The following is a 13,771-nucleotide window of genomic DNA, read 5'->3' as shown; positions in this document are numbered from 1 at the left end:
GCTGCTGGCGGCACCGTCAAAGTCGCGAAGAACCGACTGGCAAAAATTGCTCTTCTGGGCACGGACGCGGTAGGGATTTCCAATCTCTTCACCGGTCATACGCTGATCGCATACAGCACTGATCCGATTACCGCTCCGAAGGTCGTCGTGGAATTTGCCAAGGGCAACGATAAGATCGTTGTTCTGGGCGGCTCCATGGGAACAACAACGCTCAACGCCGAAGGTGTCAAGTCGCTCGCGACCCTGCCTTCGCTGGACGAGCTGCGCGCGAAGCTGCTGGGCATGATCCAGACTCCGGCTACCCGCATCGCAGGTGTTGTTGCAGCGCCGGCAAGTCAGCTTGCTCGCGTGTTCTCGGCCTACGCCAAGAAGGACGAAGCCGCGTAAGGCGGTTTTTCGCTGTTCATAATCAACCAGTTCGAACCGAACAAAAGGAACTACTAAAATGGCTGATCTCGCAAAGATCGTAGACGACCTCTCCGCGCTGACCGTTCTCGAAGCCGCAGAACTGTCCAAGCTTCTCGAAGAAAAGTGGGGCGTTTCCGCCGCTGCTCCGGTAGCTGTTGCTGCCGTTGCCGGTGGTGCTGGCGCTGCTGCTGCCGTTGAAGAAGAAAAGACCGAGTTCGACGTCATCCTCGCTGATGCCGGCGCGAACAAGATCAACGTCATCAAGGAAGTCCGTGGCATCACCGGCCTCGGCCTGAAGGAAGCTAAGGACCTCGTTGAAGCCGCTCCGAAGGCTGTCAAGGAAGCTGTTTCCAAGGCTGAAGCTGCTGACATCAAGAAGAAGCTCGAAGACGCCGGCGCTAAGGTCGACGTTAAGTAAGCTTAAGACTGCTTTGGGAGGTGGCTTCTTGCCATCTCCCATTCGCCGTTTTTCTGAACGAATTACCCAAAAGCCGCGCAAAACCGGCTTTTGGGTAATGGGTTCTTCAAGAGGATGGTCTCAAACCGAACCGCGACGCAATCCGTGCCGAGCGGTTTTCGGTTAGATAGACGAGATTGAACTACTCATTGATTGATGGGGCCGCCTGGCCAGCGTTTCCCATCCGTTGCAGGCCCGGGTGCAGGATTTTAAAGGAGCGACGATGGCTCAGACCCTTTCGTTCAACGGTCGCAGGCGCGTACGCAAGTTTTTTGGTAAGATTCCCGAAGTCGCAGAGATGCCGAACCTCATCGAGGTTCAAAAGGCGTCCTACGACCAGTTTCTCATGGTCGAAGAACCCAAGGGCGGCCGCCCGGACGAAGGTCTTCAGGCCGTTTTCAAGTCGGTTTTCCCGATCACCGACTTCTCCGGCGCTTCCATGCTGGAGTTCGTATCCTATGAATTCGAACCGCCGAAGTTCGACGTCGACGAATGCCGCCAGCGCGACCTGACCTATGCAGCGCCGCTGAAGGTGACCCTCCGTCTGATCGTGTTCGATATCGACGAGGATACCGGCGCGAAGTCCATCAAGGACATCAAGGAACAGAGCGTTTACATGGGCGACATGCCGCTCATGACGAACAACGGTACGTTCATCGTGAACGGCACCGAGCGCGTAATCGTGTCGCAGATGCACCGTTCGCCGGGCGTCTTCTTCGATCACGACAAGGGCAAGAGCCATTCTTCCGGCAAGCTGCTCTTCGCTGCCCGCGTCATCCCGTATCGCGGCTCATGGCTCGATATCGAATTCGACGCCAAGGACATCGTCTATGCCCGTATCGACCGTCGCCGTAAGATCCCGGTAACGTCGCTGCTGATGGCGCTCGGCATGGATGGCGAAGAAATCCTGTCGACCTTCTACACGAAGTCGCTCTATGAGCGCTCCGGCGATGGCTGGCGCATTCCGTTCAAGGCCGAAACGCTGAAGGGTGCCAAGACCGTAACCGACATGATCGACGCCGACACCGGCGAAGTCGTGGTCGAAGGCGGCAAGAAGCTCACTCCGCGCCTGCTGCGTCAGCTGCAGGACAAGGGTCTCAAGGCTCTTAAGGCGACCGACGAAGAGCTCTACGGCCTCTTCCTGGCGGAAGACATCGTCAACGTCCAGACCGGTGAGATCTATCTCGAAGCCGGCGACGAAATCGACGAGAAGACTCTGCCTGTTATCCTGAAGGCCGGCTTCGACGAGATCCCGGTTCTCGGCATCGACCATATCAACGTCGGCGCCTATATCCGCAACACGCTGTCTGCCGACAAGAACGAGAACCGTCAGGACGCTCTGTTCGACATCTACCGTGTCATGCGTCCGGGTGAACCGCCGACCATGGAATCGGCTGAAGCCATGTTCAACTCGCTGTTCTTCGATGCGGAGCGTTACGATCTCTCCGCCGTTGGCCGTGTGAAGATGAACATGCGTCTCGACCTCGACGTCGAAGACACCGTCCGCATCCTGCGCAAGGACGACATCCTGGCCGTGGTCAAGATGCTTGTGGAATTGCGCGACGGCAAGGGCGAAATCGACGACATCGACAACCTCGGCAACCGCCGCGTTCGTTCTGTCGGCGAATTGATGGAGAACCAGTATCGTCTGGGTCTGCTGCGTATGGAGCGTGCGATCAAGGAACGTATGTCCTCGATCGAAATCGACACGGTCATGCCGCAGGATCTCATCAACGCAAAGCCGGCTGCAGCCGCTGTTCGCGAATTCTTCGGCTCCTCGCAGCTGTCGCAGTTCATGGACCAGGTGAACCCGCTTTCGGAAATCACCCACAAGCGTCGTCTTTCGGCTCTCGGCCCGGGCGGTCTGACCCGCGAGCGCGCCGGCTTCGAAGTCCGCGACGTTCATCCGACGCACTACGGTCGTATTTGCCCGATCGAAACGCCGGAAGGTCCGAACATCGGCCTTATCAACTCGCTGGCGACATTTGCCCGCGTCAACAAGTACGGCTTCATCGAAAGCCCTTATCGCCGCATCATCGACGGTAAGGTGACCAACGACGTACTCTACCTCTCCGCCATGGAAGAGGCGAAGTACTACGTTGCTCAGGCCAACGCCGAACTCGACACCGACGGCTCCTTCATCGAGGAATTCGTCGTCTGCCGTCATGCCGGCGAAGTTATGCTTGCTCCGCGCGACAACATCAACCTGATGGACGTCTCGCCGAAGCAGCTGGTTTCGGTCGCTGCCGCTCTGATCCCGTTCCTGGAAAACGACGACGCCAACCGCGCTCTCATGGGCTCGAACATGCAGCGTCAGGCCGTGCCGCTTCTGCGTGCCGAAGCTCCGTTCGTCGGCACCGGCATGGAGCCGGTTGTCGCGCGTGACTCCGGTGCTGCTATCGGTGCCCGCCGCGGCGGCGTGGTCGACCAGGTCGACGCGACGCGTATCGTTATCCGCGCCACCGAAGACCTCGATCCGTCGAAGTCCGGCGTTGATATCTACCGCCTGATGAAGTTCCAGCGTTCGAACCAGAACACCTGCGTCAACCAGCGTCCGCTGGTTACCGTTGGTGACGTGGTTAACAAGGGCGACATCCTGGCAGACGGTCCGTCGACCGATCTCGGCGATCTGGCTCTCGGCCGTAACGTGCTCGTCGCGTTCATGCCGTGGAACGGCTACAACTACGAAGACTCGATCCTGCTCTCCGAGCGTATCGTTGCCGACGACGTGTTCACCTCCATCCACATCGAAGAATTCGAAGTGATGGCGCGTGACACCAAGCTCGGTCCGGAAGAAATCACCCGCGACATTCCGAACGTTTCGGAAGAAGCGCTGAAGAACCTGGACGAAGCCGGCATCGTGTACATCGGCGCTGAAGTTCAGCCGGGCGATATCCTCGTCGGCAAGATCACGCCGAAGGGCGAAAGCCCGATGACGCCGGAAGAAAAGCTTCTGCGCGCCATCTTCGGTGAAAAGGCGTCCGACGTTCGTGACACCTCCATGCGCATGCCGCCCGGCACCTACGGTACGGTCGTCGAAGTTCGCGTCTTCAACCGCCACGGCGTTGAGAAGGACGAACGCGCCATGGCGATCGAGCGCGAAGAGATCGAGCGTCTCGCGAAGGACCGCGACGACGAGCAGGCGATCCTCGATCGTAACGTCTACGGCCGTCTGGTCGAGATGCTGCGCGGTCAGGTTGCTCTTGCTGGTCCGAAGGGCTTCAAGAAGGGCACGGAACTGTCGAACGCCGTCGTTTCGGAATATCCGCGTTCGCAGTGGTGGATGTTCGCCGTCGAGGACGAGAAGGTCCAGAGCGAACTGGAAGCCCTGCGCGGCCAGTACGACGAATCCAAGTCGCGCCTCGAACAGCGCTTCATGGACAAGGTCGAGAAGGTCCAACGCGGCGACGAAATGCCTCCGGGCGTCATGAAGATGGTCAAGGTCTTCGTCGCTGTTAAGCGCAAGATCCAGCCGGGCGACAAGATGGCAGGCCGTCACGGGAACAAGGGCGTGGTCTCGCGCATTGTTCCGGTTGAAGACATGCCGTTCCTCGAAGACGGTACGCATGTCGACATCGTGCTGAACCCGCTTGGCGTTCCCTCGCGCATGAACGTCGGTCAGATTCTCGAAACGCACCTGGGCTGGGCTTGCGCCGGCATGGGTCGTCAGATCGGTGAACTGATCGAAGCCTACAAGGCGAGCGGCAACATCGAGCCTCTGCGCAAGACGATCGATCTGGTCGTCGGCGACGGCCCGAAGAGCGACGACGTGCACGAGTATGACGATGCATCGGTCCTGCGTCTGGCCGACCAGTGGAAGCGTGGCGTGTCCATCGCGACCCCGGTCTTCGATGGCGCCGGCGAAGCCGATGTCAACGAGATGCTGGCAATGGCAGGTCTCAAGGAGACGGGTCAGTCGACGCTGTATGACGGTCGTACCGGCGAGCAGTTCGACCGCCAGGTCACGGTTGGCTACATCTACATGCTGAAGCTGAACCACCTTGTCGACGACAAGATCCACGCCCGCTCGATCGGTCCGTACTCGCTCGTCACCCAGCAGCCGCTGGGCGGTAAGGCGCAGTTCGGCGGCCAGCGCTTCGGTGAAATGGAAGTCTGGGCGCTTGAAGCTTACGGTGCAGCTTACACGCTGCAGGAAATGCTCACGGTCAAGTCGGACGACGTGGCCGGCCGCACCAAGGTTTACGAAGCCATCGTTCGTGGCGACGACACCTTCGAAGCGGGCATTCCGGAAAGCTTCAACGTTCTCGTCAAGGAAATGCGCTCGCTGGGCCTCAGCGTCGAACTGGAAAATTCCAAGGTCGACGATCTGCAAGCCGCAAGCCAGCTTCCGGATGCGGCCGAGTAACAATCGATAAGGTGCGCGCTGCACGGCAGCGCGCACCGTTCCAGCCGGCACCCGGTTTCGGGTCGAGCCAGGCAGGGACGGTTTCGCCGCATTTTGCGGTTATTGTCGTTTTAGTGCGTCAGTCCGGTTCCCGGGAATTTGCCGGCGCTGATTGCAGTTCGAGGGCGTTTCGCCCCAAAAGGAGATAGGCATGAACCAAGAGGTCATGAATCTTTTCAATCCGCAGGTGCCTGCACAGAATTTCGATTCCATCCGGATATCGATCGCATCGCCGGAGAAGATTCTTTCCTGGTCTTATGGCGAGATCAAGAAGCCGGAAACGATCAACTATCGCACGTTCAAGCCTGAACGCGATGGTCTTTTCTGCGCACGGATCTTCGGACCGATCAAGGACTACGAGTGCCTGTGCGGCAAGTACAAGCGCATGAAGTACAAGGGCATCATCTGCGAAAAGTGCGGCGTCGAAGTTACGCTGTCGCGCGTTCGCCGTGAGCGCATGGGCCATATCGAGCTCGCTGCTCCCGTCGCCCACATTTGGTTCCTGAAGTCGCTGCCTTCTCGCATTTCGACCCTGCTCGACATGACGCTGAAGGATGTAGAGCGTGTTCTCTACTTCGAGAACTACATCGTCACCGAGCCGGGTCTGACTGCTCTGAAGGAGCATCAGCTTCTCTCTGAAGAAGAGTACATGCTCGCCGTCGACGAGTATGGCGAAGACCAGTTCACCGCCATGATCGGCGCTGAAGCGATCTACGAGATGCTGGCCAGCATGAATCTCGAAAAGATCGCCGGCGACCTGCGCTCCGAGCTTGCCGATACCACGTCGGATCTCAAGCAGAAGAAGCTGATGAAGCGCCTGAAGATCGTCGAGAACTTCATGGAGTCAGGCAATCGTCCGGAATGGATGATCATGAAGGTCGTCCCGGTCATCCCGCCGGACCTGCGCCCGCTGGTTCCGCTCGATGGCGGCCGTTTCGCGACGTCGGATCTGAACGATCTGTACCGCCGCGTTATCAACCGTAACAACCGTCTGAAGCGCCTCATCGAACTGCGCGCTCCGGGCATCATCATCCGCAACGAAAAGCGCATGCTGCAGGAATCTGTCGATGCGCTGTTCGATAACGGCCGCCGTGGCCGCGTCATCACCGGCGCTAACAAGCGTCCGCTGAAGTCGCTGTCCGACATGCTCAAGGGCAAGCAGGGCCGCTTCCGTCAGAACCTGCTCGGCAAGCGCGTCGACTATTCCGGCCGTTCGGTCATCGTGACCGGTCCGGAACTGAAGCTGCACCAGTGCGGCCTGCCGAAGAAGATGGCGCTCGAACTGTTCAAGCCGTTCATCTACGCCCGCCTCGACGCGAAGGGTTATTCCTCCACCGTCAAGCAGGCCAAGAAGCTGGTCGAAAAGGAAAAGCCGGAAGTCTGGGATATCCTCGACGAGGTCATCCGCGAGCATCCGGTTCTGTTGAACCGCGCACCGACGCTGCACCGCCTGGGCATCCAGGCCTTCGAACCCATGCTGGTCGAAGGCAAGGCAATCCAGCTGCACCCGCTTGTCTGCACGGCCTTCAACGCCGACTTCGACGGCGACCAGATGGCTGTTCACGTGCCGCTCTCGCTGGAAGCCCAGCTTGAAGCCCGCGTGCTGATGATGTCGACCAACAACATTCTGCACCCGGCAAACGGCGCGCCGATCATCGTTCCCTCGCAGGACATGGTTCTCGGCCTGTACTATCTGTCGATCCTGAACCAGAACGAGCCGGGCGAAGGCATGGCCTTCTCCGATCTCGGCGAGCTGCATCACGCGCTCGAAAACAAGGTCGTCACGCTGCATTCGAAGATCCGCGGCCGCTTCAAGTCGGTCGACGAAGAAGGCAAGCCCTATTCGAAGATCTACGAAACCACGCCTGGCCGTCTGCTCATCGGCGAACTGCTGCCGAAGCACGGCAAGGTGACCTTCGACATCTGCAACCAGGAAATGACCAAGAAGAACATCTCCAAGATGATCGACACGGTCTACCGTCATTGCGGCCAGAAGGACACGGTCATTTTCTGCGACCGTATCATGCAGCTCGGCTTTGCCCATGCATGCCGCGCCGGCATTTCGTTCGGCAAGGACGACATGGTCATTCCGGACACCAAGGTTAAGATCGTTGGTGATACCGAAGCCCTGGTGAAGGAATACGAACAGCAGTACAACGACGGTCTGATCACTCAGGGCGAGAAGTACAACAAGGTTGTCGACGCCTGGGGCAAGGCTACGGAAAAGGTCGCCGAAGAAATGATGGCCCGCATTAAGGCCGTCGAATTCGACGAAAAGACCGGTCGCCAGAAGCCGATGAACTCGATCTACATGATGAGCCACTCTGGTGCTCGTGGTTCTCCGAACCAGATGCGTCAGCTGGGCGGCATGCGCGGCCTCATGGCCAAGCCGTCGGGCGAAATCATCGAGACGCCGATCATCTCGAACTTCAAGGAAGGCCTGACCGTTAACGAGTACTTCAACTCGACGCACGGTGCCCGTAAGGGTCTGGCAGACACCGCCTTGAAGACCGCAAACTCCGGTTACCTGACCCGCCGTCTTGTCGACGTCGCTCAGGACTGCATCGTCACGCACGTCGATTGCGGTACCGACAAGGGCCTCACCATGACCGCCATCGTCGATGCCGGTCAGGTCGTTGCTTCGCTCGGCGCCCGCATCCTCGGCCGTACGGCGCTTGATGATATCGACCATCCGGTCACGGGTGAGCGCATCGTCGATGCCGGCAAGATGATCCTCGAGCCTGATGTCATCGAGATCGAAAAGGCTGGTATCCAGTCGATCCGCATCCGTTCGGCACTGACCTGCGAAATCCAGACCGGCGTCTGCGGCGTCTGCTACGGCCGCGACCTGGCTCGCGGTACGCCTGTCAACCTCGGTGAAGCTGTCGGCGTCATCGCCGCACAGTCGATCGGTGAGCCGGGCACGCAGCTGACCATGCGTACCTTCCACTTGGGCGGCACGGCGACCGTGGTCGACCAGTCGTTCCTGGAAGCCTCCTACGAGGGTACGGTTCAGATCAAGAACCGCAACATGCTGCGCAACTCCGACGGCAACCTGGTTGCCATGGGCCGCAACATGACGGTCCAGATCCTGGACGAACGTGGCGTCGAACGTTCCTCGCAGCGCGTTGCTTACGGCTCCAAGCTGTATGTCGACGAAGGCGACAAGGTGAAGCGCGGTCAGCGTCTGGCGGAGTGGGATCCTTACACCCGTCCGATGATGACGGAAGTGGCCGGTACGGTTCACTTCGAAGACGTCGTCGATGGTCTTTCGGTTCTCGAAGCGACCGACGAGTCCACCGGCATCACCAAGCGTCAGGTTATCGACTGGCGCTCGACGCCGCGCGGTTCCGACCTGAAGCCGGCGATCGTCATCAAGGACGCCAGCGGCAATGTCGCGAAGCTGTCGCGTGGTGGCGAAGCCCGCTTCCTGCTCTCGGTCGACGCGATCCTGTCGGTCGAGCCGGGCACGAAGGTGTCGCAGGGTGACGTTCTCGCTCGTTCGCCGCTGGAAAGCGCCAAGACCAAGGACATCACCGGTGGTCTGCCGCGCGTTGCCGAACTGTTCGAAGCTCGGCGTCCGAAGGACCACGCCATCATCGCAGAGATCGATGGCACGATCCGCCTCGGCCGCGACTACAAGAACAAGCGCCGCGTCATCATCGAGCCGGCGGAAGACGGTGTCGAGCCGGTCGAATACCTGATCCCGAAGGGCAAGCCCTTCCACCTTCAGGAAGGCGACTATATCGAGAAGGGTGATTACATCCTCGACGGTAACCCGGCTCCGCACGACATCCTGGCGATCAAGGGCGTGGAGGCTCTGGCTTCCTACCTGGTCAACGAAATCCAGGAAGTCTACCGCTTGCAGGGCGTTGTCATCAACGACAAGCACATCGAAGTGATTGTCCGTCAGATGCTGCAGAAGGTTGAGATCACCGATGCGGGCGACAGCCAGTACATCGTCGGCGACAATGTCGACCGTATCGAGCTGGACGATGCCAACGACGCGCTGATCGAAGAAGGCAAGAAGCCAGCTTACGGCGATCCGGTGCTGCTCGGCATCACCAAGGCCTCGCTGCAGACGCCGTCGTTCATCTCGGCCGCTTCCTTCCAGGAAACGACCAAGGTGCTCACGGAAGCTGCGATCGCCGGCAAGACCGACGGTCTGCAGGGCCTGAAGGAAAACGTCATCGTGGGCCGTCTCATCCCGGCCGGTACCGGTGGTACCATGACGCAGATCCGCCGTATCGCCACGGCTCGCGACGAGCTCATCCTCGAGGAGCGTCGCAAGGGCACGGGTGCAGCCGTCGCAACGCCGATGCTGCAGGACATGGCCAACGAGACTGTTCCGGTCGCTGAATAAGCGGTTTAGGACATAGAAAATCAAAAACCGCCCGGAGCGATCCGGGCGGTTTCTTTTTGTCTAAAGCTCAAACGTGAAAGGTGAGGGCGGTCTGGTGGTCGCCTTGCCGCGATGCCGTCTGCGCTCAGCGGAAGCGGATGATCGCGACTTCGCCTTCGAGCGCGCCCTGGTAGGCGGAGGCATGGGGCTCTTCGTCCGGGATATCCGTCAGCAGGCCGATCTGGTCGAGATCGGCCTCGATGAAGCCTTCCTCGGCGAGCGCGTTGAGCGCCTCGCGCACGGCCGTGTCGTCATCCGGCGCCTTCAACATGACATGAAGATCGATGCCTTCGCCGCCATCGGTCTCATAGCCCTTGCCGATGATGATGAAGACCATGGGGCCATCGGAATTGTTGTCGTTGTCTGGCGCTGTAATCATGAGTCTTCCTTCGGGAGTGTCGAATCGACCCGGCGATTCCTTGGCTTCGCCCGGGTCATCGGATGGAATTGCCTTTCGGTGATTCCTTATAGGGATTTTGTTGAAATACCAAAGTCCATCTTGCCGAAGGGGCGGCATTTCCGTATCGAATGCGCCAAATGGCTGGTTTTCCCGGGCTTCTGGGCCTTTGTGACGAAGATAATTTCTTAACCGGCCTTGACGAACCGGCGTTAAACCAGTAGTACCGCCGCCATCGGGACCCATGTGAGGCATGGCTGTTCGGGGCGACGCGCCCTGAAGTTCACCTTAAACAAGGTTCTAAAACGCACGTTGAAGACACGAATGCTGCACGCAAGACGCCACTCTCGGTGTCCTCTGCTTTTCTGTGGTCCATCTGCGAAAGCGGATCGGGCCACGTTTTGCGCATTGAGACGATCGTGTGTCGTTGCCGGTGACGGCGATAGTCATGCCCGCAAGGGTGTCGAGATAGATTTACAAGGGATGGTTGAATGCCTACCGTAAACCAGCTGATCCGCAAGCCTCGCCAGGCGCAGGTAAAGCGTAACAAGGTTCCTGCTCTCCAGGAAAACCCGCAGAAGCGCGGCGTTTGCACGCGCGTCTACACGACCACGCCGAAGAAGCCGAACTCGGCTCTGCGTAAGGTCGCAAAGATCCGCCTGACCAACGGCTTCGAAGTCATTGGTTACATTCCCGGCGAAGGTCACAACCTTCAGGAACACTCTGTCGTCATGATCCGTGGCGGCCGCGTAAAGGACCTTCCGGGCGTCCGTTATCACATCATCCGCGGCGTTCTCGATACCCAGGGTGTCAAGAACCGTAAGCAGCGCCGTTCGAAGTACGGTGCGAAGCGTCCGAAGTAATTCGGTTTAGATAATCCGGCGCTGCGCGAGGTTCTCCGCGTGGTGAAGCGCCGCTAACAGTTGAGAGACGAGAAGTACATGTCCAGACGTCATAAGGCAGAAAAGCGCGAGATCAACCCGGACCCGAAGTTCGGCGATCTGGTCGTCACCAAGTTCATGAATGCTATCATGCTCGACGGCAAGAAGTCCGTTGCTGAAAGCATCGTATACGGCGCATTCGACGCCGTGCAGGGCAAGGCAAAGCAGGAGCCGCTCGGCGTGTTCCACCAGGCTTTGGATAACATCGCTCCGCACGTTGAAGTTCGTTCGCGCCGCGTTGGTGGTGCTACGTACCAGGTTCCGGTTGATGTTCGTCCGGAGCGCCGTCAGGCTCTCGCCATTCGTTGGCTGATCACTGCTGCTCGTAAGCGTAACGAAACGACGATGGTCGATCGCCTCAGCGGCGAACTTCTCGATGCCTCCAACAACCGCGGCGCTGCCGTTAAGAAGCGCGAAGACACGCACAAGATGGCTGATGCCAACCGTGCGTTCTCGCATTATCGCTGGTAATCCCGAACGGTTTCGGAAAGGCAGTCCATTATGGCTCGCGAATATAAAATCGAAGACTACCGCAATTTCGGTATCATGGCGCACATCGACGCCGGCAAGACCACGACCACCGAGCGTATTCTTTACTACACCGGCAAGTCGCACAAGATCGGCGAAGTGCACGACGGCGCAGCCACGATGGACTGGATGGAGCAGGAGCAGGAGCGTGGCATCACGATCACCTCCGCTGCTACGACCACCTTCTGGAAGGGCCGCGACGGCAAGACCCGCCGCTTCAACATCATCGACACCCCCGGCCACGTTGACTTCACCATCGAAGTCGAACGTTCGCTGCGCGTTCTCGACGGTGCTATCGCTCTGCTCGACGCCAACGCCGGCGTTGAGCCGCAGACGGAAACCGTCTGGCGTCAGGCTGAGAAGTATCATGTTCCGCGCATGATCTTCTGCAACAAGATGGACAAGACCGGCGCCGACTTCTATCGCTCGGTTGAGATGATCAAGACCCGCCTCGGCGCCACCGCCGTCGTCATGCAGCTGCCGATCGGCGCTGAAAGCGACTTCAAGGGCGTTATCGACCTGATCGAGATGAACGCTCTCATCTGGCGCGACGAATCGCTCGGCGCTCAGTGGGACGTCGTCGAAATTCCGGAAGACATGAAGGCAAAGGCTGCCGAATACCGCGAAAAGCTGATCGAGACCGTTGTCGAGATCGACGAAGCCGCGACCGAAGCCTACCTCGAAGGCAACCTGCCTGACAACGATCAGATCCGTGCGCTTGTCCGTCGTGGCACGATCGACGTCAAGTTCCACCCGATGTTCTGCGGCACCGCCTTCAAGAACAAGGGTGTTCAGCCGCTGCTCGACGCCGTTGTCGACTACCTGCCGTCGCCGCTCGACATTCCGGCGATCAAGGGCATCGATTTCAAGACCGACGCCGAGATCGAACGTCACGCTGACGACAGCGAGCCGTTGTCCATGCTGGCATTCAAGATCATGAACGACCCCTTCGTCGGTTCGCTCACCTTCGCCCGCATCTATTCCGGCAAGCTCGAAAAGGGCGCATCGGTCATCAACACGGTCAAGGACAAGCGCGAGCGCGTCGGCCGTATGCTGCAGATGCACTCGAATTCCCGTGAAGACATCGAAGAAGCCTTCGCTGGCGACATCGTTGCTTTGGCCGGCCTCAAGGAAACCACCACTGGCGATACGCTCTGCGATCCGCTGAAGCCGGTTATCCTCGAGCGCATGGAATTCCCCGAGCCGGTCATTCAGATCGCGATCGAGCCGAAGACCAAGGGCGACCAGGAAAAGATGGGCCTCGCGCTCAACCGCCTGGCCGCAGAAGACCCTTCCTTCCGCGTCAAGACGGACCAGGAATCGGGCCAGACCATCATCGCAGGCATGGGTGAACTTCACCTCGACATCATCGTCGACCGTATGCGTCGTGAATTCAAGGTTGAAGCAAGCGTCGGCGCGCCGCAGGTTGCTTACCGCGAAACCATCACGCGTCAGACGGAAAAGGACTACACCCACAAGAAGCAGTCCGGCGGTACCGGTCAGTTCGCTCGCGTCAAGATCGTGTTCGAACCGAACCCCGAAGGCGACGACTTCAAGTTCGAGTCCAAGATTGTCGGCGGTTCTGTTCCGAAGGAATACATTCCGGGCGTTCAGAAGGGTATCGAAAGCGTTCTGTCTTCGGGCCCGCTGGCTGGCTTCCCGATGCTCGGCGTCAAGGCGACGCTCATCGACGGTGCCTTCCACGATGTTGACTCGTCGGTTCTGGCCTTCGAAATCGCTTCCCGCGCTTGTTTCCGTGAAGCAGCCCGCGAAGCCGGTGCTCAGCTCCTTGAGCCGATGATGAAGGTCGAAGTCGTAACGCCGGAAGACTACGTCGGCGACGTCATCGGCGACTTGAACTCGCGTCGTGGCCAGATCCAGGGCCAGGAAAGCCGCGGTATCGCTGTTGTCATCAACGCGAACGTCCCGCTGGCAAACATGTTCAAGTACGTCGACAACCTGCGTTCGATGTCTCAGGGTCGTGCACAGTACACGATGACCTTCGATCATTACGCGCCGGTTCCGTCGAACGTCGCACAGGAAATCCAGGCAAAGTATTCCGGTCAGAAGTGACCGGAATACCAATTGACCGATAACAAGAATTGATCCCTTCGGGGACAGGAAAAATGGAGAGCCGAAAATGGCAAAGAGTAAGTTTGAGCGCAATAAGCCTCACGTCAACATTGGTACGATTGGGCACGTTGACCACGGCAAGACGTCGCTGACAGCAGCG

General features: G+C 59.0%; 9 protein-coding genes. 8 read left to right on the top strand and 1 reads right to left on the bottom strand.

The genetic code is table 11. The features are described 5' to 3' along the window. The 4 genes from rplJ to rpoC all read left to right on the top strand — a co-directional run. The coding region (gene rplJ / locus ACIQJ2_RS37870; RefSeq protein ID WP_400746764.1) for a 50S ribosomal protein L10 at positions 1–387 on the top strand (387 nt) is incomplete at its 5' end. 58 nt (positions 388–445) lie between these two features. Continuing rightward, entirely contained in the window at positions 446–826 is a 381-nt protein-coding gene (gene rplL / locus ACIQJ2_RS37865; protein WP_199095303.1) for a 50S ribosomal protein L7/L12, read from the top strand. Positions 827–1,088: 262 nt separating this feature from the next. Then, the gene (rpoB, locus tag ACIQJ2_RS37860) at positions 1,089–5,231 is read left to right on the top strand and encodes a DNA-directed RNA polymerase subunit beta (RefSeq protein WP_199150693.1); all 4,143 of its coding nucleotides are present in this window, start codon (positions 1,089–1,091) and stop codon (positions 5,229–5,231) included. A gap of 190 nt (positions 5,232–5,421) precedes the next feature. Beyond that, positions 5,422–9,633, top strand: coding sequence for a DNA-directed RNA polymerase subunit beta' (gene rpoC, locus ACIQJ2_RS37855; protein WP_199150692.1), 4,212 nt, complete (start codon positions 5,422–5,424; stop codon positions 9,631–9,633). Between the two features lie 124 nt (positions 9,634–9,757). On the opposite strand, the gene ACIQJ2_RS37850 is transcribed toward rpoC, so the two are convergent. Continuing rightward, complete coding sequence (locus ACIQJ2_RS37850; protein WP_004123433.1) at positions 9,758–10,051, bottom strand: hypothetical protein; 294 nt, start codon at positions 10,049–10,051, stop codon at positions 9,758–9,760. A 509-nt stretch (positions 10,052–10,560) separates the two neighbouring features. On the opposite strand from ACIQJ2_RS37850, the gene rpsL reads away from it, so the two are divergent. The 4 genes from rpsL to ACIQJ2_RS37830 all read left to right on the top strand — a co-directional run. After that, positions 10,561–10,932: a 30S ribosomal protein S12 gene (gene rpsL, locus ACIQJ2_RS37845; RefSeq protein WP_003507760.1), complete on the top strand. Its 372-nt coding sequence runs from the start codon at positions 10,561–10,563 to the stop codon at positions 10,930–10,932. Positions 10,933–11,010: 78 nt separating this feature from the next. Next, complete coding sequence (gene rpsG, locus ACIQJ2_RS37840; RefSeq protein WP_037153812.1) at positions 11,011–11,481, top strand: 30S ribosomal protein S7; 471 nt, start codon at positions 11,011–11,013, stop codon at positions 11,479–11,481. A gap of 30 nt (positions 11,482–11,511) precedes the next feature. Further along, on the top strand, positions 11,512–13,611 hold the full coding sequence (gene fusA / locus ACIQJ2_RS37835; protein WP_400746761.1) for an elongation factor G: 2,100 nt from the start codon (positions 11,512–11,514) through the stop codon (positions 13,609–13,611). 67 nt (positions 13,612–13,678) lie between these two features. Beyond that, positions 13,679–13,771, top strand: a 93-nt coding sequence (locus ACIQJ2_RS37830) for a GTP-binding protein (RefSeq protein WP_018010120.1), incomplete at its 3' end; no start/stop codon positions are given.

Source organism: Rhizobium sp. NPDC092011, from assembly GCF_044756305.1.
GTDB lineage: Bacteria > Pseudomonadota > Alphaproteobacteria > Rhizobiales > Rhizobiaceae > Rhizobium.
The sequence above is the reverse complement of the archived record's forward strand: the minus strand, read 5'-3'. Positions and strand labels throughout refer to the sequence as shown.

Coding starts and splice junctions, on each gene's coding strand:
- rplL (WP_199095303.1), top strand. CDS start 446: ATGGCTGATCTCGCAAAGATCGTAGACGACCTCTCCGCGCTGACCGTT.
- fusA (WP_400746761.1), top strand. CDS start 11,512: ATGGCTCGCGAATATAAAATCGAAGACTACCGCAATTTCGGTATCATG.
- rpsG (WP_037153812.1), top strand. CDS start 11,011: ATGTCCAGACGTCATAAGGCAGAAAAGCGCGAGATCAACCCGGACCCG.
- rpoC (WP_199150692.1), top strand. CDS start 5,422: ATGAACCAAGAGGTCATGAATCTTTTCAATCCGCAGGTGCCTGCACAG.
- rpsL (WP_003507760.1), top strand. CDS start 10,561: ATGCCTACCGTAAACCAGCTGATCCGCAAGCCTCGCCAGGCGCAGGTA.
- ACIQJ2_RS37850 (WP_004123433.1), bottom strand. CDS start 10,051: ATGATTACAGCGCCAGACAACGACAACAATTCCGATGGCCCCATGGTC.
- rpoB (WP_199150693.1), top strand. CDS start 1,089: ATGGCTCAGACCCTTTCGTTCAACGGTCGCAGGCGCGTACGCAAGTTT.